Genomic DNA, 24,296 nt, shown 5'->3' with positions numbered 1-24,296 from the left:
TCCTCCCCGGATCTGTCTGTATTTGCGCTTCATTAGCCTTAGTATAGACGAGCGGAAGAGGTCGAACCCATCGATTTCCCTTTCAATTGCATGCACTGAACCTTACAAAGTTGTCACTTAATGCCCGTTCGCATCACTTTCGCTGTTTAAAATATGAATGCCCCGCGGCTGGAACGCTACCGTCAAGGTTGTGCTTTCCCCAAGCACCGAAGCTATGTCCATTGCATGTCCCAGCCGGTTGCATACCTGCTTCGCCAAATAAAGTCCCATGCCCGTCGACTCCCCTGCAGTGCGACCGTTCTCTCCCGTGAAGAAGGGCTCGAATACGCGAGGAAGATCATGCGGCGCGATGCCGATTCCTTCATCGGATACCGTTAGCCTGCCTCCTCCGTTGCCATAAGCTTGCAAATGAAAAATAAGCTTCTTCGCGCCCGATTTGCTTTTGCTGTATTTGATCGCATTGCTCACGAACTGGTTTAATACAAAGGTCATCCATTTCTCGTCCGTCTCTACAGTGAGCTCCCCATCTATACGCGGAAATATCGAGTGGCGGATACACAGCTTTTTGTGCGCATTGATAACAGTACGTACAAGCTCATGCAGCGCTGTCTGCTTCACGTGAAGGTCAATCTCAAACTTGTCCAGGCGCGCCGTATAGAGCATCATTTCCAGTCCGCGCGTCATCCGGTCCGTCTCCTCCTGTACGCTTAGCGCAAGCTGCTTATGCTCGGGCTGCAAAGCTTCGCTTTGCTGCAGCGCTTCCTGAGCCAGCAGGTCGATAACCGAAACGGGCGTCTTCATATGATGCACCCATTGGAGCACAAAATGATTATGCAGCTCCTGCTGGCGGCGATACTTGCCCAGTTCGTTCAAATAAGCCCGGCTCTGCTCCTCCAGCATTTTGGCGACGAGCTTCTGTTCCTGCGTAATGGTAGCTTGCACGATGGTTGTCGCCTGAAGCTCTTCAGACCGTTCAATGGCGTCAATCAATTGCTTGAAATAGGCACGCTGGCGCAAATAGTCGACCGCAAGCCATACCCCAAGAAAAAATAAAGCAAGAATGACAAAGTAATAAATGGTTCCCAGCGCGATAAGGCCGGGATAACGCTCCCGCTCGAGCAGCAGCATAGAGATCGACAATGAAATAATTAATAAAGCCATAAAAATAAACAGCAGACGGTCACGCAAAAATAACGCCAGCGACAGGCCTCTCATCGCGGCGTTTCCTCGCATCGTGCTAACGTCAGCTTATACCCATGTCCGCGCACCGTCTCGATCGCTTTCGGCAATCCAAGCTCTTCAAGCTTCTTGCGAAGTCTCGTTACATTAACGGTGAGCGTATTATCATCGACAAACTGCACGTCATCCCACAGCGCCTCCAGCAGCTGCTCGCGGGAGGCTACTTCGCCCGGATGCTTCATTAAGCATTCAGCAAGCAGCTGCTCGTTTTTGGTCAGCTCGACACGCTGCCCTTTCCATTCAAGCTCATTCCGGTTTAAAAAAAGCCGGAGGCCGCAAGCTGTTAGTTCGCCATGCGCACCAGCGCCCGTTTCAACTGCTGCTGCCACAGCACCCGCATACTCCCCGTATGCGCGTCTTAGCACGCTTTTCACTTTCGCCATCAATAAGTCTAAATGAATAGGCTTCGTTATGTAATCATCCCCGCCGTTCTCAATGGCCATGACCTGATCCATTTCACCCGCGCGAGCCGATATGAAAATAATGGGCATGCTTGAGCGGGCGCGAATTTGCCGGCACCAGTAATAGCCGTCGAAATACGGCAAATTAATGTCCAGCAGCACCATATGCGGCGCAAACGCCTCGAGCTCCGGCATGATTTCCCGGAACTGCGTGACGGCTGCCGCTTCAAAGCCGTACTTATCCATATTGTTTTTCAAGATGGAAGCAATCTTGTCGTCATCCTCAACAATAAAAATGCGATACATGAATTTCTCCCTTCACGATTTTGGTTTACTGAGAATAAGGACTGCCGGATCAGACCATCGCATGGTCATCACCTATCATTAGCTTTATCATTTCCTTCATCCTCCGCTGCCCCATTTGAAACATAATGCTGCCATTTCCACACTATTATAGCTTATATTTGCGGTTCGAGCAGTAGGCTCGCCAGTTCATTCGTTAGGATGGACGCTAACTCAAGCTCATTGGTTAGGTAGCTTTTGGAAGAACGTCTGCCGATCAGCTGGACGCTATGCTCTTGCTTTATATGTCAGGGAATTCCCTGAATTATGCTAAGCAATACTCCCCTCGGCCTTCTCATGGCAAACAAAAAAGAGAAGCCCTTTTACAGGCTTCTCTTATGACGGTGTTTGATCGTTCGAGTCTCTTCCATCTAACACTTCACATAATTAAGATAACTTGGGCACCGCTTATTTACTTTCCGGTTTTAACGGATCGCTTTCAGCGTGTGTGTTCAGAAGTGCTCTGCGACACAACCCCTCGCTTTCATAAAAGCTAAGTGATTAAATAAGTTCCTCCTGCAGCCCTAGCACCAAATGGTCCAACGGAACCACACCTCTCTTCACACCGTCAACATTATCTTGCACGCAATCAGCCGACCTTATACATCGTTTTTCTATACAGCTGAAACTTCTTTTTTCGTCTCATGGGCAGCGCTCTTTTGTTCCGCTTCTTTTTCGTGGATCATATAAATGGTCTCGCCTGCAAAAAAAACGATAACCAAGACAATGACAACCATCATTTTGATCGTCGTCGCTTTATTTCTTTTCATCATCTCATTATTTTCCGACTTCAAAGTCCGGGTCCACTTGTCCTTGTTAGCGGTGCTCGCCGTTTGGCCGCAAGAACAGCTTACGGGTGAGTGAAACGAATAGCCCTGCGAGGTAACGCTGTATTGATCGGCTTGAACGGTATGCTTCCTGCCGCATGATGAACAACCTACCTCGATAAATTGTCTATAATCATGAATAAATGTCATGTGCTGCCAGCCCCCAAAGATGATTGATTAATAGACTTGAAGCGAAAAAACAAACAAAAAAAACTTCCGGAATGCATATGTAATCATACGCATTTCGGAAGATGCCTATACTAGCAAGTATTAACACTCACCCGCTTCAGCCGGTTTGCCTGCATCGGCAGCTGTACGGAATGATGAGCCGCAGCCGCATGTGGCGCTGGCGTTCGGATTTTCAATCGTGAAGCCGCCGCCCATCGCGGATTCTTTAAAATCGATAACGAGACCGTTCAAATATTTGATGCTGTCCTCGTCTACGACAACCTTAAGTCCATCCATATCGAGTGCTTTGTCTCCATCATGCTGCTCATCGTCAAAGCCCATTCCGTAGGAAAAGCCGCTGCAGCCGCCTTCCTTAACGCCAATTCGCAAGAAGAGCTCTGGTCCGCCTTCTTCAGCGAGCATTTCTTTTATTTTGTCAGATGCCGTGTCACTGATCGTGATCATGCTACATCCCTCCGTTTATCCGAATAATGATTCGATTGCACTCACTTCACTTACTTATTTGTAGTATACTCCAGTTTGTTCCGTTGCTCAAGAGCAGCCTGCCCAACTACTCATTTTCCAATTTATGGTCAATGAATCACTTTTGTTATTGCCCATGTTACGTATGAGGTTTATAATAGTTACAGCTTCTTTAAACGGGAAAGAAAGTTCTTTTTTTCACAATCGATTAATATTTAGGAGGCTAGACCATGAACGTTGTTATACCGACAGAGGATACACATATGCAGCACATTATTGAAAAGGTGCGTCATGGGCAGCGTTTAACGCTTGAGGACGGTGTTTTCTTATATCAATCAGATGATCTGCTCACGATTGGACAGCTCGCTAATGAAGTCGCCATGCGCAAAAATGGCAAAAAGGTTTATTTTATCGAAAACATGAGTCTCTATTTTACAAACGTATGCGAGGCTCACTGCGCTTTCTGCAATTTCCGTAAGGACGAGGGCGAAGAAGGCTCCTATACACTAAGCGGCCAGCAAATGATTGAATATGTGGAGCAGCACTTTCACCCTGGCGTACGTGAATTCCATATTGTTGGCGGCCATAATGCGAATGTTCCATTCCAATACTATGTAGACTCGCTTAAAGCGTTGAAGGATCGGTTTCCAGAGGTTACACTTAAAGCTTATACAGCTGCGGAAATCGATTTTTTCTCGCGCATTAGCGGCCTGACTTACCGTGAAGTGCTTCAAGAGCTAATGAAAGCGGGCTTGCAATCGTTGACTGGCGGCGGCGCTGAAATTTTATCCGATCATTACCGCAAAAAAATGCGCGTGGACAAAGCTGATGTTACACAATATTTGCAGGTACACCGCACAGCTCACGAGCTTGGACTGCGGACGCATACGACGATGCTGTATGGATCGATCGAAACGAAGGAAGATCGGATTCGCCACTTGATGCATCTTCGCGAGCTTCAGGATGAGACAAACGGCTTTCTTGTTTTCATTCCGCTTTCGATGCAGCCGATCAACCCTAGAGCCGGCATACGCCGCCGCAACTCAGCGTTCGAGGATTTGAAGACCATTGCAATCAGCCGTCTCATGCTCGACAACTTCCAGCACATCAAAGCTTACTTTATCAACATCGGCGTTCAGCTCACGCAGGTTGCTCTAACGATGGGCGCATCGGATGCTCACGGTACGATTGTGAAGGAAAAAATCAGCCATGCTGCTGGAGCACTGACGCCTGAGGGCATTACTCGCGAGGATCTGATTTGGCTTATTAAAGGCGCAGGCCGCATTCCGGTTGAACGCGATACGTTTTACAATGAAATTAAAGTTTACGAATGAGTAATCGACAGCACGGAAGCACAAAATAGAATTATCATCAAGAGGCGTGGAGTTGGAAATCATATGAGAAAACTTATTATTTTAGGCGGAGGCTATGGCGGTCTCGCCATTGCTAATGAATTGCTCGAAAAGCAGCTGCCGATCGATGTCTCCGTCGTATTAATTGACCGGATGCCGTTTCAAGGCTTGAAGACGGAATATTACGCGCTTGCCGCTGGAACGGTTTCGGATCTGGAGCTCCGGGTCAAATTCCCGGTTGATCCAAGAATTACTTTGACATACGGGGAAGTAACAGATGTGGACATGGAATTGAAGCTTGTCCATATCGAAGGACAGGAATCGATCGAGTATGAATGGCTTGTTATCGGTCTTGGCTGCACCGATAAATATCATGGAATCGAAGGCGCTGAGCAGTTCTCAACCAGCATCCAAACCTTCTCTGCGGCTAGAAAAACCTACATGCAGCTGAATGACGTTAAGCCTTATGGTCAAGTAACAATTGTGGGCGGCGGTCTAAGCGGCGTAGAGGTTGCAGCAGAGCTCCGTGAAAGCCGTCCGGACCTTAACATCCGTATTCTGGATCGTGGTCCGAGCGTGTTGTCTGCTTTCCCAAGCAAGCTTCAATCTTTTGTTTCGGAATGGTTCGAGGAGCATCATGTTGAGATGCGCGGGCATGTCGGATTGACGCACGTCGAAGGCGGAATCCTCCATGATTGCAATTCCACAGCGCCAATCTATACGGATGTAACGGTTTGGACGGCAGGCATTCAGCCTGTTCCGCTCGTTCAGCGTATGAATTTGCCGAAGGATAATCAAGGAAGGCTGATTATAAATGGATATCATCAGCTGCCAGACCATACCGATGTGTTTATCGTAGGAGACTGCGCAGCATTGCCGCTTTCACCAAGCGGTCAAGCTGCAGGCGCCCAAGGCAAGCAAATTGCCGAGGTGCTTCAAGCGATCTGGCATGACAAGACGCCGCGGCTCGGCAAGCTTAAGCTGAAGGGCGTTCTCGGTTCGCTTGGCAAGAAGAGCGGATTCGGCCTTATGGGCGGTACGCCTATTTTGGGACGCGTGCCACGCCTCGTGAAGAGCGGAGTGCTCTGGCGCTCTAAGCGCCACCTTGGTTAGGACAAGTCTTACAAATCATCCAGCAGCTTATCCAGCGCTTCTTTATCTGCTTGCTGCTGCTTGATTGCTTTCAAAATGTTGGCATGAAGCTCATCCACCGATTCGGCAGATACAATCTCGCCATCGACCAAAGCGAATGGATTCAAATAACATTCGCCGCAATTTCCTAAGCAGCCATATTCGGTTACTTCGTATTCAACATTTTGCTCAAACTCATTCATTATACGGTCAGTGCCGTGATGCATATTGCTGGCACAAAATTCGATCATTGGTTTAAACATCAAGCTTCACCTAACTTTACTTAGTTACTATCCATTTTCAATTGCTTCACTTTGTACTATAATAGGGGAGAAAGGAGATGATTGCAATGAGTGAACAAGTACAAGATACGATGTACGATGAAGTTTTGGACGTACTCGATAAGCTTCGTCCGTTTTTGCAGCGCGATGGCGGCGACGTTGAACTGGTTGATGTCGAGGGCGGCATCATCAAGCTTCGTTTGATGGGCGCATGCGGAAGCTGCCCAAGCTCGACGATCACGCTTAAAGCGGGTATCGAACGTGCACTTCTCGAAGAAGTTGAAGGTGTAGTCGAAGTCGTTCAAGTATTCTAATAGATAAGAACGAACCAGGCACGCCTCATGTATGACAAATGATGAAGAGTCTTATCAGCGCTGCGGAGCATGTCTCCCTAGCTTCCTGATAAGACTCTTTTTTTGCGGTGATTTGTTTATGCTTGAACAGCTAAAACATTCCTTTGATGTTGGCAACAATGGGATCGAAGCCGCCTGTCACATCAATGACGTTGCCGGTCAAGTAATTCGAATTTTTGTCGCATAGGAAAAGCACCACTCGAGCAACGTCCTCCCCCGCACCGGGGCGCCCGATAGGCGACTCCTTATCGTATTCTTCCTCCACCTCGGCAATGGACCGTTCCTTGTTAACCCCGCGAATATCGCCTGGACCGATTAGATTGACAGTGATGCCATGAGGTGCCTCTTCTACGGCGAGCGACTTCGTGAATGATACAAGCCCCGTCTTGGCGGCGGCATACACCGCACGATGCGGCCAAGCTCTCGCTTCACCTGCATGGCCGAAGCCAAAATGGATGATCCGCCCCCATTTTCGCTCGCGCATGCCCGGTAGAAGGCGATGGTCAAGCATCATAACGCCTAACAAGTTGCCATGCAGCAGCCTGATAATCGTTTCCTCATCGTATTCGCTGAAGAGTCGGCGTTTGCGGACGAAGGGCCCTGCATTATTGACAAGAATGTCAACGCCTCCAGCCCATTTCTCCGCTGCATCAGCCAGCTTTGCTGCACCTTCTGTTGTTGCAATATCGGCTTGCACGGTAATCGCTTTTACACCTAGCTGCTCAATCTGTGCCTTTACCTGTCTTGCTTCAAGTTCGCTCTCGTAGTAATTAATAACAACATTGCAGCCTTGCTCAGCAAGCTGAAGCGCCGTTCGTTTGCCAAGCCCCTTCGCACTGCCTGTTACTAACGCGGTTTTGCTGTTGAGTCCCACGAGTGTTCCCCCTTTGGGATTAATGTTGCTTGTTTCGCATTAATCCGCATGCATATTGAAATGTCAGCAGCAGCGATTCCATCGCCAGATATAGTCCCTGCGTCAAATCAGCCGATTGCTCGGCTAAATTTTCGAGTTTGACCTCCTCGCCATACATACGGCTGCTTTGAATCAGATCATCATGCATTTCCGAGTTCATATAATGAGTTTCGGTATTTCTGCGCTTGCGCAGCCTTGTCATTGGTTCCTTGTATTTCTCCTTCACATCGTTCAGCTTCCAAGTCAGCTCTGGATGTGCCCTCTTCTCGCGCATGTTGCGCAAAACCGTGAAATAGGAGAAATGAGACTTTATTCGCTCCGTCTTCATGTCTAGAAGCTCATTTAGCAATGTGCCAAGCTTATCGAGCAAAGAAAAAACGCGAATGAAAGCGTTTTTATCAAAGTAGATATAACGATTATAAAAGATTCTCTCCTCCGCTGTCATTTGCTTAACCGAGGAGGAGGTAATTTTATGCTGAAAATGAAACGCAACATAGTGGCTCTGCTCAAGCTCATCCAAGGATGAGCGGAGACCTAACGTCCATATTTCGTACTTCCGAAGCTTATGGGGGTCTCCGCCTTCTGCCATTTTTTTGGACAAAGAGGATACGAACTGATCCATTAAACGAAACGTTTCTGCAAGGGTTCCTTCCGCTTCTCTCAAGGGTTCATCAAACAGGAAACGCAGCATAATTGAACAGTCCTTTCGTCACAAAATTACGATTTTTTATCGGCGAAATTACAGCTTGTATTCACTCCACCGTTTATCTACCAGCTTCACGATATCCTCGCGCGGGAACAGCTCATCCGGATATCCCGGCTTCATTCTCGCATCGATTACGACAGGAAGCTTATAGCCAAAGTGGTGACGGGTAATATCGGAATTCGCATAAATATCGTCCGCTGGATTAAACCTTGTAAATACCGTCCATAAGAACGGCGTTTGCGCGGCCGCGATACCTGCATCATCGGCAAGGATCACGAGCGGCCATTCTGTTTCCTTCTCTGACAGGCGCTCAAGCAGACGCTGTGCCAGCTTTGGCTCCTGCTCATAGGATGCTCCAGATACGACTAAGCAACCCCGGCAATACGGCTGAGCAGCCGTTATCTCATCGATTGCTCCTTCGGTATAGGTGCTTGGGAGCTCACGTACCTTATCACCAACACCAAGCATAACCCCTTTGCTGCCGTGGTTTAGCTTGCCGCCAGTATAGTCGAGCGTATCATGCGAGGTATTATCGAAAATAAACAAATCGGTTTCCGGGCGGAAACGCTCAAGAACCGTTTCAAGCAGTACAGGAAAGTTTTCAAGCTCTACTGACTGATTCGTAACGATTAGAAATTTGGTAAGCGTTAGCTGCCCTTCTCCCAGAATGCGAAATGCAGATGTCAATGCTTCGCGTGAATAGCTTTCCCTAACGACAGCCGCCGCAAGCGCATGAAAGCCCGTTTCCGCGTATGTCCATAAATCCTTAACGCCAGGCATAGCCATCGGGAACGCGGGCGAGAGCAGCTTTTGCAAAAATTCGCCCATATAATAATCCTCTTGGCGCGGCTTGCCGACAATCGTTGCCGGATAGATAGCATCCTTGCGATGCCACATATGGCTGACATTGAATATTGGAAAATCATGCTTTAATGAGTAGTAGCCGTAATGATCGCCAAACGGCCCTTCCGCTCTCTTAATATGCGGCGGCACATGGCCGCTTAACACAAATTCAGCTTCTGACGGAATGCGATGCGCGCCGTTTGGATCTTTGACAATCGGCAGCTTGCCGCCCATGATGAGCGATGCAAGCAGCAGCTCAGGCAGATGCTCAGGTACTGGAGCTATCGCAGAAGCGATTAGAGCGGGTGGGCCGCCGAGAAAAACGGAAACGGGCAGCGCTTCATTCCTTTTCTCCGCTTCATGGTAATGGAAGCCTCCGCCTTTATGTATTTGCCAGTGCATGCCTGTTGTAGAGTCATCGAAAATTTGCATTCTGTACATGCCGAGATTATGCTGTTTGCGATGCTTGGGATGTTCCGTATAGACGAGCGGCAGCGTAATAAAGGGACCGCCGTCATCCTGCCAGCTTGTAATCGCAGGCAAACCTGCAAGCGGATTTTCATGTTTGCAGGCCTGTAGAATAGGAGCGCTGCTGGCAGGAACCTCTTTCATTCCCACCTTCAGCATGTCCCATATTAAGTTTTTCTCGCCCCAAATCGCCTTTGGCGTAGGCGGCAGAACGCGGTCAACCGCCCCAATAATTTGTTTCATAAGCGCTTCAGGCCTTGGTCCGAAGGCCAGATCAACCCTGCGGCTTGTCCCGAACAAATTTGTTACGATCGGGAAAGGACTCCCCTTCACGTTCGTGAACAATAATGCAGGCCCTCCCGCATCGATTACGCGCCGATGAATTTCAGCTACCTCAAGATTTGGATCTACAGGAGCATCTATAATTGCCAAATCATTTTCACGCTTTAGTACGTCCAAAAATTCTCGTAAATTTTTAAAGCTCACTAACCTCCACGCCCTTCCCTTAGCCGCCACGAACGAATTAATATATCCATTAATATGCCAAACAGACCAGTAACAATTAGATTATGCAATAAATTGGTGAACAAAAACCAATTCGAATTCGAAATCGTGTATGTCAGCAGCGCCCCGCTGAATATTTGCGTAACAACAAGACCTAACGTCCATGCAGCCGGCTTCGTTAAGCCCGCTCCGCCTATGCTTACCTTCCGAATGTGAATAAACAAGCCTGCCAAGCTGATAGCTAACGCCATAGCAGCCACCCGGTGTATGAATACGGCTCCGGTTGCGCCGCTAATCTCCGGAACGACCTCTCCGTTGCATAACGGCCATCCCATACAGCCTCCACCTGAATCGGTATGCCGAATGAATGCGCCCAGGTAGACGACAATGTAGCAAAAAATCGCAGTAAGCAGCACGCGCGGAAATATGGAGCGCGGTACTTTGAATTCCACTGGAGGTCCGTTTTTGGCTCTAAACGTCCAGATCACCAGCAGCAATGTCGAAGCGAATGCGATTAACGATATGCCGAAGTGAATCGCCATAATAGGCGGAGATTGCGGCCACATGACCGCTGCCGCACCCATTAAAGCTTGAATAATGGTGAACAGCAATGCGCCTCCTGCATAAAACAACGGCTCGCTGTATCCTGTGCGGTTTTTTCTAAACTTCGAATACATCGAAAGACAAGTAGCGAGAACGAGCAGCCCTTCAAAGCCGGTTACAAGCCGATGCGAATATTCAATCAGGGATTCAATCGTATAAGCAGGTATAAACTTCCCATGACACAATGGCCAATCATCACCGCAGCCGCGTCCTGAATCTGTATTCGTGACTAGTGCCCCGCCGAGCAGTACAAGAAGCATTCCGATGCACGCAGCGATAGCTAACGCGCGAAAACGCCCGGTTACCATAATAAAATCACCTTATTTCGTGTTTTAATAACAGTTCAATTATAGCTATAAAAAAAGGCAAAAGCCATGTTGAAAATGTGACACTTCCGAGTAGAAACGCGATAAAAAAAGGAAAGCCCGCGCGAGAGAAATGCTTCCTCCTCAAGCGCGGACCAGCGATTACTTATGGGTCAGCGCATCGCTGACTTGTATGGCTCGATCTACAAACTCCTCGATCTCCTCGCGTGACTTGCGCAGCTTGCTTACGAAGCGCACTAGCTCCTGGCTTTTCCGGAAAGCAATAAAGCTTGGAATGCCTAAAATGTTCAGCTCGGAGCATAGGTCGGGAAGGTCATCGCGGTCAAGCTCTACGAAAGCAGCCTTTCCTTCATATTGACGCTCCAAATCAGGCATAAATGGGTCAATAAAGTGACAATCCTTGCACCAGGTCGTTTTGAATACGGCAATCGTGAGTCCTTCGCTGGCAACTGCCTCGCGAAACTGCTCATCCGTCGTTAGCTTTTTCATATGGCACCTCTAAATTAATCATATTAGAATCTTTACGGTATTGTTATTGTTCACTACATTCGCTACAGCTTAGACTTCCCGATCAATCGTAAATATTCTCATTTCGTCGCTAATAACAGTCCAGTCAATCTTTGCTTTCAGCGCAGAAGCCAAATTGCGAGCTGGAACATAGGTTACTCCGTCAATTACGGTGACTGGGAATGACCATTTTACGTTTTTGCCATTCACGACTGCAGCATCGCTCCCGTTCTTCAATAAAATCGTTGTGTTCGTCGCATCGTCAAATACTTTTAAGCTTTTTGTCTTCTTATCGTACGCAAGAGTGCCGCCAAGCTGTTCAATTGTATCGCGAAGCGGAATGATCGTTACGTGGCTGGCTGTCACAATGACCGGATTATAATACTGGTATGAGTCCCAAGTCATGTTCTGTTTATTGATATGAAACTTATTTTTAAGAAGGTCATAAACGGTTGAGTTCTCATTAAACTGCTTGAGCACTTGATAGCCCTGCGCGTTGAATAATTTGGCTACCGGTACTGCTGATTCCGATGCGACTGGCGCTTTCGCTTTAACCGCGCCGTTCACATTCCAAGACTCGCTCACGACTTTGATTGTCAAACCTTTCACCGGCAGCACGCCGTATGCCAGCTCCACGCTTGGCACATAAGACAGCTCATAGGCTTGCTTACGGATGTCAAGCTTGCTGTCGACATAGACGTCTGCTTTAATCGTTAAATCCTTGCTCAAGATTTGATCAACCATTTCCTGATCCTCTTTAACTAGCTGGTTCAGCTCTCCCTGTAGCTCAGTCAGCAGAAGCGCCATGCCATCGGATGCTTCCTTCAAAGCTTCCGCTGAATCAGGAGCATCAAGACCGCTGTCCGCTAAAGGATTAATCGTTCCGGCAGCTGCCCATACATCCGGGTTTTTTTCAAGAATTTCGAACACGCCAGCTATCATTTTATCCAAGCCCGCACGGTCAGCGACAAGCGCGTCCACATATTTTTTCACCCACGCCCAAATCTCAGGTCCATCCATATCGATATGCACATGCATCAAAGAGGTTGAGGTGCCGTAAATCGATTCCGTCACGGGCTTTACTGCGATGCGTTCCGGATTCGGCAAATTATGAATGACATAAGTGCCAACCGTATCGATCATTTGTTGACCCAGCTCCGTTAGAGCGGCTTCATCCAGCGTAGGAGCATATGCGGCTGCGGCTTCTTCAGGAAGGCCAGTCACGTCAGACATGCCCATCAAACCTAGCAAGCCCTGGCTAGTCAGATCAAGCACGAACGGCTGCTTCGCGCCCTCCAGCTCCATTACCGCAAGCTTATCGGACATTTTCAACGAGAATTTAATAGAAGCTGCATCTCCCAAAATCAAATTGCCGTCAAAGGATACATGCGAGTTATCCTGTGCTTTTATGTTATTAAGCTGTAGTTTCAAATTGGAAACCAGCTTCATTAGCGCAAGCTGCTCTTCAGGTGCGCCTTCGTACGCTGCTTCATCCAAGAGCAGCTTGAGCTCTACCGATTGATTGCTTTCACTCGATGTTACCTTGAGAGAATTTTTTAGCACGGTATTGAAATCGAGATTAGAAACCGACTGACAGCCTGCCACAAAAACGAGCGTGAAGGCTAATAATAGCACAATCAGCTTGCTTGGTTTTGCAAAAAATTTTTTCATTCATTCGTCTCCTTTTATAACGCCAAGTATAAGTCCGCTTTATTTACAAACTCTACTTATTGTACAGGAGACACTATGTATTGTAAATGTATGGAAAGAGCTAGTTTTGTCGAATTTGTTAGGATTTTTCCTCTGAATATGGCGATTGAAGCATCTTGATCTCGACGAGCTCCTGCCGCTCATTCCAAACGATTGTCCAGTCGAAAAAACGGCAAAAATCACGTAAAGAAATCATGTTTTCTTGTGTATCTTCATTTTTGGAAAAGCCTATGTCCACAGCCTCTTGTCCGTCCATAATCATAATGGCTGCATTGCCGTCTTTCTCCGCATGACCGCCTAATCGTTTCAGCTTATCGATCAATTGTTCTTCGGTTTCACCTGCTTTCGTACCATTAATGCGGTAGCCTGTGTGATGGAATCTCGAGTTTATGCCTTCTTTTGTACTAAATTTTATCGGAATGCCTGAAGCACTCGCTAGCTCTGAGGCACCTGCGTTGTAGGCTCCATATGGAAAGGCGAGTGCGCTTTGCGTATTTCCCAGCTCACTCCGCAGCATTTCCTCGGCTTTTTGCAAATCCTCGACCACACGTTTGACGTATTCATCCTCTGTTTCGTTCCTTTGACTCACTTTGTCATAAATATGTCTCACCATGACTGGCGTTGTATCGCCAGCTTCATTCACCGCGCCATATACATGCATATTATAAGTATGACTGCGAAAGCTCATCCCTTCTTGCTGCATGGTCCTCATTTGATCCCAGGTTAGCTTGGCTGTTTGCGGCTTAGTACGGTCGCCAACCGAAGATACGATGACAAAGTTAGTAGCCGGGTAGCCGTATTTCTTCAAAACAGGAAAGGCAAACGTATAAAAGCTTTCATAGCCGTCATCAAAAGTAATCAATACCGCATTATCCGGCACTTCGCCATTCGATAGTATAAAGCTTTCATATTGTTCCAGACTAATGACTTGAAATCCGCTTTGCTTCAATAGGCTCATCTGCTTCTCAAATCGCTCGAGAGCTATAATGGAATCGTCAAGAGGGTTCGGTGCGATATCATGATACATAAGCACGGCTACCTGATCCGAATAATAGGCAGCATTGTTTTTTGGAGGCAGGTTCAGCCATTCAATTTGTTTTTGAGATATTTGCTCAAGATAGCTCTCCGGCACCATCAGTCTGCCGTCACGGATGAGCGCGGACGCTTTAGTCTCCATTTTTGTATCGTTGATTACAAATTGAAGATTTACCTTCTTTTCATTCGAGCAGCCCGTCATCAACCATCCCACCATCATAGCTGTCGCGATTACGGCTGCGATCGCAGTTTGCCTTATACGATCCATTTAACTTCTCCTCCTTGGTCTAATTAATGAGTAGTGTAGAGGACGGATCTTATCGGCCGGGCATCTTTTCGCTTACCAATTGCTTAACGAATTCTTAAACTTTGCTATGCGGCAGAGGAAACCGTGTTTCAAATATCGTTTCCTTCGCAGTGCTGCTAACCGAAATAGCGCCTCCCTGAGCCTCGATGATGCTTTTCGTAATCGCAAGACCAAGCCCGGTGCCTCCCGATTCAGCAGACCTGGCTTGGTCAACACGGTAAAAACGATCAAAAATATAGGGAACATCCTTAGCTGGAATTTGTTCGCCATAGTTAACGATTTGAACAATCGCCTCATCTCGCGTCTTCTCAATACGAATATCAATCGATTTTCCAACATGGCCGTATTGAATCGCATTGGCTATGAGATTGTCGAAGGCGCGCACGAGTAAATCGCCGTCAGCCATAATCCATAAGGCCTCTTCTGCTGTTTGGATGCGGCAGCTCATCCCCGCCTTCTCCAGACTTGGGACAAATTCCTCGGTGAGCTGCATCGTGAAACCCACGATATCCAGCTCCGCTAAAGCGAGCGGCATGCCGTTGTTCAGCTTCGTGTATTCAAACAAATCGTCAATTAATCGCTTCAAATGCTGCGATTTCTCGAAGGCAATGTTTACGAAATAACGAAGCTCCACCTCGTCCTGATAACGATCGTTCTCGATAAGCTCTAGAAACCCCAATATGGACGTAAGAGGTGTGCGGAGATCATGCGAAACGCCGGTTATCAAATCATTTTTCGTTTTCTCGGCGTTTCTTTCTTCCTGCAGCAATTGCTGGAATTGCTTGCCTAGAATGTTGATGCTGCCGGCGATCTCTCCAAGCTCATCAGCGGCTTTGACCGGAATAACATGATCAAGCTCTCCGGCTGCCATCTGCTGAAGCCCTTGGCGTATTTCTTTTAAATACAACATCATATTCCTGCTCGTCCAGAAAAAGAAGGCAAGAAACAGCAAGCAGCCAACAATCGCAATAACAGGCGCAGAGCCGATATGATTCACGATCCAAACCAAGGTTCGGTCAAAGGATGTATATTGTATGAGAACATAAGCGATCAAATGCCCCGCAATGACGAAGCAAATCATAAGTCCTAAACTTTTTAGAAAAGCATACATAAACGTCCAGCGAATCGTACGGAACAGCTTGCTGCCCATCGCCTTTTCACTGCGGTTTACCAGCTTCCAATAGCTGATGCCAAAAAGCACGATAACAGCAGTAATCATCATTGCGGTAGAACCGATATTCTCTACGATCCATTGCAACGGCTCGTCGTACGGCGGAATATGGATCATGAAAGTAATCAACAAACGAGCTATGACCGCAAGCAGCAATGCAGCACATAAGCTTAAAGCAGCGGCAATGTATTTGCTATTTAGGTTTATCATGTCATCACCTTTATTTATATGTTCGCTAGACTAACTTACCTTACAAGCTGGAAGCAACTGCTATAGCGCCTCCATTTTATAGCCGATCCCCCATACCGTTTTTATAAACTTCGGATTTTGAGTATCCTTTTCAATTTTTTCGCGAATTTTGCGGATGTGGACCATGACCGTGTTTTTGGATTCCATAAACGGCTCGTTCCAAGCTTCCTCATAAATTTTATCCATGCTCAAAACGATGCCCCGATTGACCGCAAGCAGCTTAAGAATTGCAAATTCGCGAGGAGTGAGCTTGATCTCCTCCTGATCGACAGTAACGGTATGCGTCGCAATATTGATAATCAGATCATCGTTAATTATTTCATTGACGTTAATAACGGAATTGGCATGAAATTGCTTCGCTCTGCGTATATGCGATTTGACGCTTGCCAGCAGCACCAGCGGGCTAAAGGGTTTAGTTACATATTCGTCTGCACCGAGGCTTAAGCCGGAAATTTTATCGATATCCTGCGTTTTAGCAGAAAGCATTATGATTGGTATATGATTTTTTTCACGAATTTTCATGCAGGCCTCTAGACCATCCATAACTGGCATCATCACATCTAAAATAATAAGATCAACCTTATGATTTTTTAGCTGCTCCAGCGCTTCAAGTCCGTTAGACGCCTTCAACATCGTAAAACCATCATTATTAAAATAAATGTCCATCAAGCTTAAAATTTCTTTTTCATCGTCTACCATAAGAATCGTTTCCCTATTCATCCCTATACTCCTTTCAAATTGTTACTATTCATAAATATAGCACGATATCCATCATTTGGTTATTTTCAGAAAATTGAAAATAGACAGTTCCAGCTATCAGCAGTTGCCGCTTCTGGAACAACCCATTATTGCGTGCATATACGTGCTTACAGCCTGCTTTCGACCTAACTCACACGTCGATTTCGCTCAATAAGCACCTATAGGTTCTTACAAACATCAAACTCACGTTACTTTTACGCTGTAAGAGCATATACGTGCTTATTGCCTGCTCCCCAACCTGCCAGTAAACAGAAAAAGGACGCAGCCCGTTTGACGGGCTGCATCCTTTTCTCTTAAACAAATTTAAACCGCTTTTTTATAGAATGGTTTTAAAATAAGATTTAATACCTTCCGCAGCGGCCCAGGGAATGACCGAACATCCTCCGGCGTAATGACCCGGAGCGCTGCCAGCAAGATGACGTAAAGTCCGCCGACTACTAGCGATGTCACTGCTCCCGCTGCCAAATAAGACAGCTTGTTCGCCCATGACTCCGTCAGTGCCAGCACGCCGTATTCCGCGCCCCAGCCAGCCAAGGCTGGCACAGCAATTGCTGCCATATAGGCAAGCCATTTGCTGCCTAGCACGTTCAGCTTAACTTCCTTCTTAATCACTCTTATATTAAGCACAGTAATGACGATAAAGCAAATGGTTGAACCAATAATAAGGCCATATACGCCAAGTAACGGCGCAAGCGCAATACTTGAAACTACTTTAAGCCCCAATCCGATAAACGTATGGTTCATAGGCAGCTTAGGCTGATTTAATCCATACAAAATCGAATTGGACGTCATCATCGTAATTTGAAAAATCGCACCCGCCGTAAGCATAGCTACTGTGCCGCTGCCGCCTGGGCTCGTAAAGAGCAAGCCCGTAACGGAATAAGAAGCTACAGTCAGCAACAAAGCAACCGGTACACCGGTAAAACAAACGATCCGCATAACAAGCGAGGATTGACGTTGCACTTCCTTCATATTGTTAAGTGAAAAAGCTGATGAAATGACTGGAATAATCGATGCCCCAAGCGCAATTGCCAAAATCGGCGGTATGCCGGCAATCCCCATCGCCCTCGTCGTATAATCCGCCAAAACTCTCGTTGCCGAATCTTCATTATAGAAAGACTGCGTCAGCCGCATAAACAGCGTCGTATCAAAAAAGTACAAAAACTGCACTGTCATTGCCGTAACAACAGCTGGAATGGAAGTACGGAATATCTCTTTATAAATCGTACGATAAGGCAAGTTGGACCTTGGACTTTGCAGTTTATCCTGTCCCGCAGCCGAGGATTTTGCAAGCTCAGCTCGATCCTGCTTCTTCAGCTTACGCCAAAACCACATCATGACCGAGAAGGCGCCAATACTTCCGAGTACGGAGCCGAAGGCAATTGCCGCTGCTCCATACTTATCGCCCCAACCCCAGCCGAGTACAATCAGCGCCAGCCCGATACCGCCGATCAGCCTTAAAATTTGCTCCATAATTTGCGAAATGCCGCCTGCGGACATAATTTGTCTGCCTTGAAAATAACCTCGCATCATCGCGATTATTGGGAACAAAAGCAGCGCAGGCGCGATAGCCTGCAAGGATAAGATCGAATCCGGAACCTTGGATATTCTTTCATAGGCAGGTGCAAAGACAAACATAGCAGTAGCAAGAAGCAGCCCAGTTACGGTTCCGAACATCAATGCCGCTTTGTAAATACGCTTAGCTTCATCGGGCCTGCCGAGTGCATAACGTGTTGAGATCATTCTGCTAATGGAGAGCGGAATTCCTCCGGTAGCGATAGTCAGAAGCAATAAATAAATCGTGTTAGCAGAATTAAAGGCCGCCTGGCCCGCAGGGCCCAGCATATAATCGAGCGGAATACGCTGGAATAGCCCAAGAAACCGCACGATCAGCGCAGCGGCAGCCAGTATTAATGTGCCTTTAATTAATGAGTCTTTTTTTAACATAATGGTCTGTCCAAGTCTCCCTATCCTTTATTGCCAATGGGCTCAAGCGGCTGGTGGTTGCCGCGAACCGGCACAGCCGTGTTCGATGGTACTGCCCATCGTACAGCATTCTGAATGACCTGCAGCACTTGCGGGTTATAGTAAGTTGGGTATGTTTCATGCCCCGGACGGAAATAAAAGATTTTGCCTTGGCCGCGACTAAATGTGCAGCCGCTGCGGAATACTTCTCCGCCCTCGAACCAGCTTACGAATACAAGCTCATCCGGCGCTGGAATGTCGAAGTGCTCGCCATACATTTCCTCATGCTCAATCGTGATGTACTCAGGCAAGCCCGCTGCAATCGGGTGAGCTGGATTAACGACCCAAATACGCTCCTTCTCGCCTGCTTCACGCCATTTTAGATCACAACCCGTACCCATCAGCTTTTTGAAAATTTTCGAGAAATGACCGGAATGCAGGACAATCAAGCCCATGCCCGCAAGTACGCGCTGCTGCACACGCTCCACAATGGCATCATCCACCTGATCATGCCCCATATGTCCCCACCAAATCAGAACATCCGTATTCGCTAGACGCTCCTCAGTAAGCCCGTGTTCAGGCTCCTCCAGCGTAGCTGTAGCAACTTCAATGTCGCCGCTTGCAACGCCTTTGGCCAAAGCTTGATGAATGCCGTCTGGATAGACGCTCTTCACTTCATCGTGAATCTTCTCATGTAAAAATTCATTCCAAACCGTTACTTTAATCATAGTCTTATCCACCTTTTCATTTCATTCCAATTAGAAAACAAGCCACAACACAAACAGCACGATCATAGCCAACTGCAAAATAAACTTCACAACAACGCTCGTGAATAAACCGACGACCGATCCAAGTCCAACTTTTAGCGAATTTTTAAAGTTTGTTCCGATAATAACTTCTCCAATTACAGCACCAACAAAGGGACCGATAATGAGACCAAACGCAGGAATGATAAAAGGTCCAAAGATAAGGCCGATCGTACTGCCGATAACCGAGGCTCGCGAGCCGCCAAATCGTTTGACGCCCCAGGCGCTGACGGCATAATCGGCGATAAACAGCACAACAACAATGATCGTCTGAAAACTCCAAAACAAAAAGCCAAATTCACTAAACGTAAAAAACCAACCATAAACAAAAAATGCGCCATATATGGCAAGTGCTCCGGGCAGGATTGGATAAATAGCCCCGGCCATCCCTACAACAAACAGCAATATGACTAATGTCCAGCCTAAAATATCCATTCGTTCCTCATCCCTTCAAAAGGTACCGCTTGATTACCTCTGCTACGCCATGCTCGTTGTTCGTAAATGTAATAAAGTCAGCCGCTTCCTTCACAGCCTCCTGGGCATTGCCCATTGCCACGCCTAGACCTGCCTCACGAATAGCGGCAATATCATTTAAGCTGTCGCCAACAGCAATAACCTGCGACATTTCGATATTGAGCAGGCCGCATAGCTCTTGAAGCGCGCTTGCCTTTGAGATGCCAAGTGGATTAAGCTCCAAATTATGAGGCGAGGAATTCGTAATCTCAAGCGCTCCCCAGCTTTGCACTTCGGCAAGCAGCTTCTCTCTGATGCTGTCATCCTCCGTGTAGTAGCCAAACTTCAGCCAATGATGCGACGCATAATCAACGGCGGGGCTAATCCATTTTTCCTTATTAAAAATATCATCGGCCGTATATGCCCAGAACCACGGCTCGCCATGCGAAAGCGCTAGCTCATGCAGCCTCTGCACATAGACAGCGCTGAGATGCGTGCGCTTATGCAGCACATGTGGACGATGCCATATTTCACTGCCGTTTACCGTAATCATAGGCGTCTCCAGCTTCAGCTGCTCTGCATAAGGCAGCGCGCTGCGAAAGCCCCGTCCGGTTGAGAAGCTGACAATAACTCCTGCATCAAGTGCTTTTTGAATCCACTCCGCGTTTTCAACGCTAATTTCACTTTGCTCATTCAGCAGCGTCCCGTCCATGTCGAGCGCAAGCAATTTGTAATCTCCCAATATTGTGCCTCCTCGTAAAAGCCGTATCACTTATTTACCTAGCTAGTAAATTATTTTAGCACATTTGCGACAGATTCCAAATGAAAGTAGCTCCACAATTTCAAACATCATAGGAACATAACAAAAAGGAGCAGCCCCCGCATAGAAGCGAAGGCTTGCTCCCTAGATCCTCATCCCGATTCCTTACTCGACAACGGTCGTATTCACTTCAGTTGAAGGCGCCTCTTCCGAAACGACCGGGTCCTCCTTGAGGAGCATCTCCTGACCTTTTACCTGCAAAATGCCAAGCGCTTCCTCAACAGTCTGCTTGTCATCCTTCACCTTCTGAAGCTCTTTCTGGGCAGCCATTCTAAACTCTCCAAAGAAACTTTGAGGCAGCTTGTCAAAATCTCGATAACTATTGTTATTGCTTGGCTTCAAATTATAAAATGCCGCGTAATTTCGTCCTTCAGGATCTGTTATAAATTTCGTTCGAACCGGCATGCCGCCATAGTTATTGGACTTCGTTTTTACCCTAGCGTAATCCTCACTAGTCACATAGCTAAGGAATTCCCATGCCGTTTCCTTGTTCGGGGAATCCGCTTTTATTGCAAACAAATTATGAAACGACATCATACTGGATTGATCCGGATTTTGTTGTCCGACAGGAACGGTAACCAAATCCCAATTTTTAATAATTTTATCCTTAACCTTTTCATTGCTGCTTGCTTGCTTAATTTGAGAGATAAAATTGTTATCTCCAATTGCCATTGCCAAGCGCCCGGATAAGAAAGGATCCCTTAGCAAATAATCCTCATACGATTGCCCCATGTTTGATTCTTGATTATTCATGCTTTCAAAATAGAGTGCCTTCGAATCGATCGCATCTAGTGCAGTCTGGAGCGCATGCTTCCATGAATCTGTATTAATCGTCATCTGCTTTTGCGCCGCATTCACAAAATTAACGCCTTCGGAAGAAGCAAACATGCTTGCTACGTCGAATAGCTCCTCGTTATAGCCCATTTTCAAACCGTAGATTCGATCCTTAGGTTCCCCATCTGTCGGAAAGCGGCGGGCAAGCTGCAGTACAGCATCCCAGCTCATTCGATCGGTTGGAAGCTCTATCTGGTATTTCTCAAACAAATCCTTGTTATAGAATAACACCTGGCTATAAAAATTCGGAGAAATAGCGTACAGCTTGCCGCCGCCCTCTTCTCTCAAATAATCAAGCATGCCTGGGATGAGCCCTTCAGTGTCGTATTTCTCTTTCTCCATCACAGCATCAAGATCATAAAGCTTGTTATCCTGCGCCATCTTCTTGTACTGTTCTGGATTCAGCATAAGGATATCAGGCTGCTTCTCTTCAATCAGCTTGTCCAGTACAGCTTCATAGTCCTTCATATCACCTGTATACATACTTTGAGTAGATATAACTTCAATTTCAACATTTGGGTGCAAAGCGGAGAACACCATGCCGTATTCCTGGAAAAAAGCACTTTCATCGTAATACATAACTTTCAGAGTCGATGGCTGATTATTATCTGCTCCCTTACCGTCTCCTCCGAAGCTGCAGCCTGATAAAATAATAGCAATGATTACAAACGGCAAAACAAATTTAGACAATGCTTTCATTTTAGATTTCCTCTCTCCTTTATTATCTCCTAATATGTAACAAATATAGAACGTTTCTTACTGGATAAAAGTTGCATATATTAATCATTTTTAGGAGGAAATCAATAAAAAAGGAGCAGGCTCCGCTAAATTGCAAAGGCATACTACCTGTATAACGCTCGATTTATACAAAAAAAAAGCATCCCATAATCGGATGCTTTTCACTATATACCGTCCATTTATCCCTCTACGATTAGGCTAGTCTTCTCATGCGCAGCTTCTTGATAATAACGCCCTGCGAAGGCGAGAATAGAAATGCAATGACAAACAGCAGCGCTGCCGCGCATACCATGCAGCCCGCTATCGATGCGTCCAGCATGACGGCAGCCCCGTAACCGATAAACGAACTAGCAACGCCAACAGCTACGCTCAGTGCGATCATGATTCCAAGGCGATCCGTAAGCAAATAAGCAGTGGAGGCCGGTATGATCAGCAAGCCTACGACAAGAATAGCACCTACACTCTCAAAGGAGCTGACCGTTGCCATCGAGACGAGGCCCATCAGCAAATAATGAAAAACAGCTACAGGAATGCCGATTGCTGCTGCAAGCGCCGGATCGAATGCACATAGCTTGAATTGCTTGTAAAATAATGCGATTACCGTCACGATGACAAAGAGGGTTACTCCTAGCAGCCACACGGCCTTCGGCCCCATACTGATGCCGCCTAGCTCCCAAATATTCCAGTGCACATAAGCAATTTCACCGTACAAAATGGCATCCTGGTCCAAATGCACCTGACGCGCATATAAACTGACGAGTACGACCCCAATGGCGAATAAAGACGTAAATACTACTCCGATTGACGCATCCGATTGAATGCCGCTTTGCTGGAACATTTGAATGAGAAATGTGGTCAGCAACCCGCATAAGAGTGCAGCGAACATCATAAGGAGCGAATCGCGAGAGCCGCTTAGCAAAAATGCGATAACGATACCCGGCATGACAGAGTGGCTAATCGCATCGCCTATCATCGCCATTTTGCGAAGCACAAGAAATACGCCTAGAACGCCGCAGCAGCTAGCTACGAGCGCCCCCGTCAGCAAAATCCAAAAGTCGCTCATAGGGCAGCCTCCTTCTTCACGCCGCTCTCAAGATGCAGCTCGTTTTCTCTTATAAAGCGCTGCTTTACTTTTTGGCGCAGCAGCCGCTTGGCAATCAAGCCGCGCTGAGGGCCGAACAGAATCGAAAAACAGAAGAGCAGCGTAGCTGCTAGAACCGTTACGGGCCCGGTCGGCAAATTGGATACAGATGCACTAATCCATGTACCTGCTGCTCCGCTGACAGCTCCGAACAAGCCTGACAATACGACCATAAGCCCTAGTCGGTCCGTCCAATATCTCGCAGATACGGCAGGCGTGATAAGGAGCGCCGCTACGAGCACGACTCCTACCGCCTGTATGCCGGCAACGACAGCTACTACAATAAGAAACATAAGCAATTGCTCGAGAAAAGCTACCGGATAGCCGATGCCTCTGGCAAAGCCCGGATCAAAGGAAATGATTTTAAATTGTTTAAAGAGCAGGGTGCATATCGTAATAAGCGACACGCAGACAACTGTCATCGTGATAACGTCCGAGGCGATCATCGATGCCGCCTGGCCGAACAGAAACTTATCCAACCCTGCTTGATTGCCGTAATTGCCATGCTGAATTAATGTAAGAAGCACAATTCCGAGTCCAAAAAAACCTGACAGCACGATGCCCATTGCCGCATCCTGCTTAAGCTTGGAATTTCTCGTTACATACCCGATGCCGAACGTTGCGACTATGCCGGCAATACCCGCACCAATCAAAAATATACCTATCGATTTGATTCCCGTAAGCATAAAAGCGATACATATTCCGGGCAGAGCTGCATGAGCGAGCGTATCGCCCATCAAGCTTTGCTTGCGCAAATAAGAGAAGCATCCGATTACTCCGCTGCTTAGCCCAAGCATCGTGCAGCCAAGAAAGATCCACTGCATGTTCGGATCAGCCAGCATTGACCATATTTTATCCATA

At 47.1% G+C, this 24,296-nt stretch carries 24 protein-coding genes; 3 read left to right on the top strand and 21 right to left on the bottom strand.

Translation table 11 applies throughout. The features are described from left to right. Positions 1-117 precede the first annotated feature (117 nt). The 4 genes from AC2TDN_RS02155 to erpA form a co-directional block, all read right to left on the bottom strand. Positions 118-1,215 carry a sensor histidine kinase gene (locus AC2TDN_RS02155; RefSeq protein ID WP_484686866.1) on the bottom strand — a complete coding sequence of 366 codons (1,098 nt, stop codon included), beginning with the start codon at positions 1,213-1,215 and terminating at the stop codon, positions 118-120. Further along, entirely contained in the window at positions 1,212-1,946 is a 735-nt protein-coding gene (locus tag AC2TDN_RS02150; protein WP_484686865.1) for a winged helix-turn-helix domain-containing protein, read from the bottom strand. Before AC2TDN_RS02150 ends, AC2TDN_RS02155 begins: the two co-directional genes overlap by 4 nt. A 650-nt stretch (positions 1,947-2,596) precedes the next feature. Then, positions 2,597-2,959: a hypothetical protein gene (locus AC2TDN_RS02145; protein ID WP_484686864.1), complete on the bottom strand. Its 363-nt coding sequence runs from the start codon at positions 2,957-2,959 to the stop codon at positions 2,597-2,599. 120 nt (positions 2,960-3,079) lie between these two features. Then, the gene (erpA, locus tag AC2TDN_RS02140) at positions 3,080-3,442 is read right to left on the bottom strand and encodes an iron-sulfur cluster insertion protein ErpA (protein WP_484686863.1); all 363 of its coding nucleotides are present in this window, start codon (positions 3,440-3,442) and stop codon (positions 3,080-3,082) included. A gap of 248 nt (positions 3,443-3,690) precedes the next feature. Here erpA and mqnE point away from each other — a divergent pair, with 248 nt between their 5' ends. Further along, complete coding sequence (mqnE, locus tag AC2TDN_RS02135) at positions 3,691-4,794, top strand: aminofutalosine synthase MqnE (protein ID WP_484686862.1); 1,104 nt, start codon at positions 3,691-3,693, stop codon at positions 4,792-4,794. Between the two features lie 63 nt (positions 4,795-4,857). Then, positions 4,858-5,925 carry an NAD(P)/FAD-dependent oxidoreductase gene (locus AC2TDN_RS02130; RefSeq protein WP_482064942.1) on the top strand — a complete coding sequence of 356 codons (1,068 nt, stop codon included), beginning with the start codon at positions 4,858-4,860 and terminating at the stop codon, positions 5,923-5,925. An 8-nt stretch (positions 5,926-5,933) separates the two neighbouring features. Here AC2TDN_RS02130 and AC2TDN_RS02125 read toward each other — a convergent pair whose 3' ends face one another. Next, the gene (locus AC2TDN_RS02125; RefSeq protein ID WP_482065314.1) at positions 5,934-6,206 is read right to left on the bottom strand and encodes a YuzB family protein; all 273 of its coding nucleotides are present in this window, start codon (positions 6,204-6,206) and stop codon (positions 5,934-5,936) included. A gap of 86 nt (positions 6,207-6,292) precedes the next feature. Between AC2TDN_RS02125 and AC2TDN_RS02120 the strand changes: the two genes are divergently transcribed. Then, positions 6,293-6,538 (top strand): NifU family protein, encoded by a 246-nt coding sequence (locus AC2TDN_RS02120; protein WP_053372062.1) that lies wholly within the window; start codon positions 6,293-6,295, stop codon positions 6,536-6,538. 130 nt (positions 6,539-6,668) lie between these two features. Here AC2TDN_RS02120 and AC2TDN_RS02115 read toward each other — a convergent pair whose 3' ends face one another. The 16 genes from AC2TDN_RS02115 to AC2TDN_RS02040 form a co-directional block, all read right to left on the bottom strand. Beyond that, positions 6,669-7,451, bottom strand: a complete 783-nt coding sequence (locus tag AC2TDN_RS02115; RefSeq protein ID WP_484686861.1) for an SDR family oxidoreductase — start codon at positions 7,449-7,451, stop codon at positions 6,669-6,671. A 19-nt stretch (positions 7,452-7,470) separates the two neighbouring features. Next, the gene (locus AC2TDN_RS02110; RefSeq protein WP_484686860.1) at positions 7,471-8,181 is read right to left on the bottom strand and encodes a Cthe_2314 family HEPN domain-containing protein; all 711 of its coding nucleotides are present in this window, start codon (positions 8,179-8,181) and stop codon (positions 7,471-7,473) included. A gap of 48 nt (positions 8,182-8,229) precedes the next feature. After that, positions 8,230-9,993: a UbiD family decarboxylase gene (locus AC2TDN_RS02105; RefSeq protein ID WP_484686859.1), complete on the bottom strand. Its 1,764-nt coding sequence runs from the start codon at positions 9,991-9,993 to the stop codon at positions 8,230-8,232. After that, complete coding sequence (locus tag AC2TDN_RS02100; protein WP_482064946.1) at positions 9,993-10,922, bottom strand: COX15/CtaA family protein; 930 nt, start codon at positions 10,920-10,922, stop codon at positions 9,993-9,995. Before AC2TDN_RS02100 ends, AC2TDN_RS02105 begins: the two co-directional genes overlap by 1 nt. Positions 10,923-11,081: 159 nt before the next feature. After that, complete coding sequence (locus AC2TDN_RS02095) at positions 11,082-11,429, bottom strand: thioredoxin family protein (protein ID WP_482064947.1); 348 nt, start codon at positions 11,427-11,429, stop codon at positions 11,082-11,084. A 69-nt stretch (positions 11,430-11,498) separates the two neighbouring features. Then, complete coding sequence (locus AC2TDN_RS02090; protein ID WP_484686858.1) at positions 11,499-13,118, bottom strand: copper amine oxidase N-terminal domain-containing protein; 1,620 nt, start codon at positions 13,116-13,118, stop codon at positions 11,499-11,501. 118 nt (positions 13,119-13,236) lie between these two features. Beyond that, the gene (locus AC2TDN_RS02085) at positions 13,237-14,460 is read right to left on the bottom strand and encodes a polysaccharide deacetylase family protein (protein ID WP_484686857.1); all 1,224 of its coding nucleotides are present in this window, start codon (positions 14,458-14,460) and stop codon (positions 13,237-13,239) included. A 94-nt stretch (positions 14,461-14,554) separates the two neighbouring features. Then, entirely contained in the window at positions 14,555-15,880 is a 1,326-nt protein-coding gene (locus tag AC2TDN_RS02080; RefSeq protein WP_484686856.1) for a sensor histidine kinase, read from the bottom strand. 60 nt (positions 15,881-15,940) lie between these two features. Next, positions 15,941-16,639, bottom strand: a complete 699-nt coding sequence (locus tag AC2TDN_RS02075) for a response regulator transcription factor (RefSeq protein WP_484686855.1) — start codon at positions 16,637-16,639, stop codon at positions 15,941-15,943. Between the two features lie 342 nt (positions 16,640-16,981). Then, on the bottom strand, positions 16,982-18,625 hold the full coding sequence (locus tag AC2TDN_RS02070) for a putative polysaccharide biosynthesis protein (protein WP_484686854.1): 1,644 nt from the start codon (positions 18,623-18,625) through the stop codon (positions 16,982-16,984). 20 nt (positions 18,626-18,645) lie between these two features. Then, the gene (locus AC2TDN_RS02065; RefSeq protein WP_482064953.1) at positions 18,646-19,371 is read right to left on the bottom strand and encodes a ThuA domain-containing protein; all 726 of its coding nucleotides are present in this window, start codon (positions 19,369-19,371) and stop codon (positions 18,646-18,648) included. 30 nt (positions 19,372-19,401) lie between these two features. Further along, positions 19,402-19,884 (bottom strand): DUF456 domain-containing protein, encoded by a 483-nt coding sequence (locus AC2TDN_RS02060; RefSeq protein ID WP_482064954.1) that lies wholly within the window; start codon positions 19,882-19,884, stop codon positions 19,402-19,404. A gap of 7 nt (positions 19,885-19,891) precedes the next feature. Further along, positions 19,892-20,644: a Cof-type HAD-IIB family hydrolase gene (locus AC2TDN_RS02055; RefSeq protein WP_484686853.1), complete on the bottom strand. Its 753-nt coding sequence runs from the start codon at positions 20,642-20,644 to the stop codon at positions 19,892-19,894. Between the two features lie 183 nt (positions 20,645-20,827). Next, on the bottom strand, positions 20,828-22,255 hold the full coding sequence (locus tag AC2TDN_RS02050; protein WP_482064956.1) for an ABC transporter substrate-binding protein: 1,428 nt from the start codon (positions 22,253-22,255) through the stop codon (positions 20,828-20,830). 232 nt (positions 22,256-22,487) lie between these two features. Continuing rightward, positions 22,488-23,357, bottom strand: coding sequence for a metal ABC transporter permease (locus AC2TDN_RS02045; protein WP_482064957.1), 870 nt, complete (start codon positions 23,355-23,357; stop codon positions 22,488-22,490). After that, complete coding sequence (locus tag AC2TDN_RS02040; protein ID WP_482064958.1) at positions 23,354-24,295, bottom strand: metal ABC transporter permease; 942 nt, start codon at positions 24,293-24,295, stop codon at positions 23,354-23,356. Before AC2TDN_RS02040 ends, AC2TDN_RS02045 begins: the two co-directional genes overlap by 4 nt. Position 24,296: the final 1 nt, after the last annotated feature.

Source organism: Paenibacillus sp. Y660, assembly GCF_057221575.1.
The sequence above is the reverse complement of the archived record's forward strand: the minus strand, read 5'-3'. Positions and strand labels throughout refer to the sequence as shown.

Excerpts from the sequence above, each read along its gene's own strand:
- AC2TDN_RS02155 (WP_484686866.1), bottom strand. The coding sequence starts at position 1,215 with ATGAGAGGCCTGTCGCTGGCGTTATTTTTGCGTGACCGTCTGCTGTTT.
- AC2TDN_RS02150 (WP_484686865.1), bottom strand. The coding sequence starts at position 1,946 with ATGTATCGCATTTTTATTGTTGAGGATGACGACAAGATTGCTTCCATC.
- AC2TDN_RS02145 (WP_484686864.1), bottom strand. The coding sequence starts at position 2,959 with ATGACATTTATTCATGATTATAGACAATTTATCGAGGTAGGTTGTTCA.
- erpA (WP_484686863.1), bottom strand. The coding sequence starts at position 3,442 with ATGATCACGATCAGTGACACGGCATCTGACAAAATAAAAGAAATGCTC.
- mqnE (WP_484686862.1), top strand. The coding sequence starts at position 3,691 with ATGAACGTTGTTATACCGACAGAGGATACACATATGCAGCACATTATT.
- AC2TDN_RS02130 (WP_482064942.1), top strand. The coding sequence starts at position 4,858 with ATGAGAAAACTTATTATTTTAGGCGGAGGCTATGGCGGTCTCGCCATT.
- AC2TDN_RS02125 (WP_482065314.1), bottom strand. The coding sequence starts at position 6,206 with ATGTTTAAACCAATGATCGAATTTTGTGCCAGCAATATGCATCACGGC.
- AC2TDN_RS02120 (WP_053372062.1), top strand. The coding sequence starts at position 6,293 with ATGAGTGAACAAGTACAAGATACGATGTACGATGAAGTTTTGGACGTA.
- AC2TDN_RS02110 (WP_484686860.1), bottom strand. The coding sequence starts at position 8,181 with ATGCTGCGTTTCCTGTTTGATGAACCCTTGAGAGAAGCGGAAGGAACC.
- AC2TDN_RS02100 (WP_482064946.1), bottom strand. The coding sequence starts at position 10,922 with ATGGTAACCGGGCGTTTTCGCGCGTTAGCTATCGCTGCGTGCATCGGA.
- AC2TDN_RS02095 (WP_482064947.1), bottom strand. The coding sequence starts at position 11,429 with ATGAAAAAGCTAACGACGGATGAGCAGTTTCGCGAGGCAGTTGCCAGC.
- AC2TDN_RS02090 (WP_484686858.1), bottom strand. The coding sequence starts at position 13,118 with ATGAAAAAATTTTTTGCAAAACCAAGCAAGCTGATTGTGCTATTATTA.
- AC2TDN_RS02085 (WP_484686857.1), bottom strand. The coding sequence starts at position 14,460 with ATGGATCGTATAAGGCAAACTGCGATCGCAGCCGTAATCGCGACAGCT.
- AC2TDN_RS02080 (WP_484686856.1), bottom strand. The coding sequence starts at position 15,880 with ATGATAAACCTAAATAGCAAATACATTGCCGCTGCTTTAAGCTTATGT.
- AC2TDN_RS02075 (WP_484686855.1), bottom strand. The coding sequence starts at position 16,639 with ATGAATAGGGAAACGATTCTTATGGTAGACGATGAAAAAGAAATTTTA.
- AC2TDN_RS02070 (WP_484686854.1), bottom strand. The coding sequence starts at position 18,625 with ATGTTAAAAAAAGACTCATTAATTAAAGGCACATTAATACTGGCTGCC.
- AC2TDN_RS02065 (WP_482064953.1), bottom strand. The coding sequence starts at position 19,371 with ATGATTAAAGTAACGGTTTGGAATGAATTTTTACATGAGAAGATTCAC.
- AC2TDN_RS02060 (WP_482064954.1), bottom strand. The coding sequence starts at position 19,884 with ATGGATATTTTAGGCTGGACATTAGTCATATTGCTGTTTGTTGTAGGG.
- AC2TDN_RS02050 (WP_482064956.1), bottom strand. The coding sequence starts at position 22,255 with ATGAAAGCATTGTCTAAATTTGTTTTGCCGTTTGTAATCATTGCTATT.
- AC2TDN_RS02045 (WP_482064957.1), bottom strand. The coding sequence starts at position 23,357 with ATGAGCGACTTTTGGATTTTGCTGACGGGGGCGCTCGTAGCTAGCTGC.
- AC2TDN_RS02040 (WP_482064958.1), bottom strand. The coding sequence starts at position 24,295 with ATGGATAAAATATGGTCAATGCTGGCTGATCCGAACATGCAGTGGATC.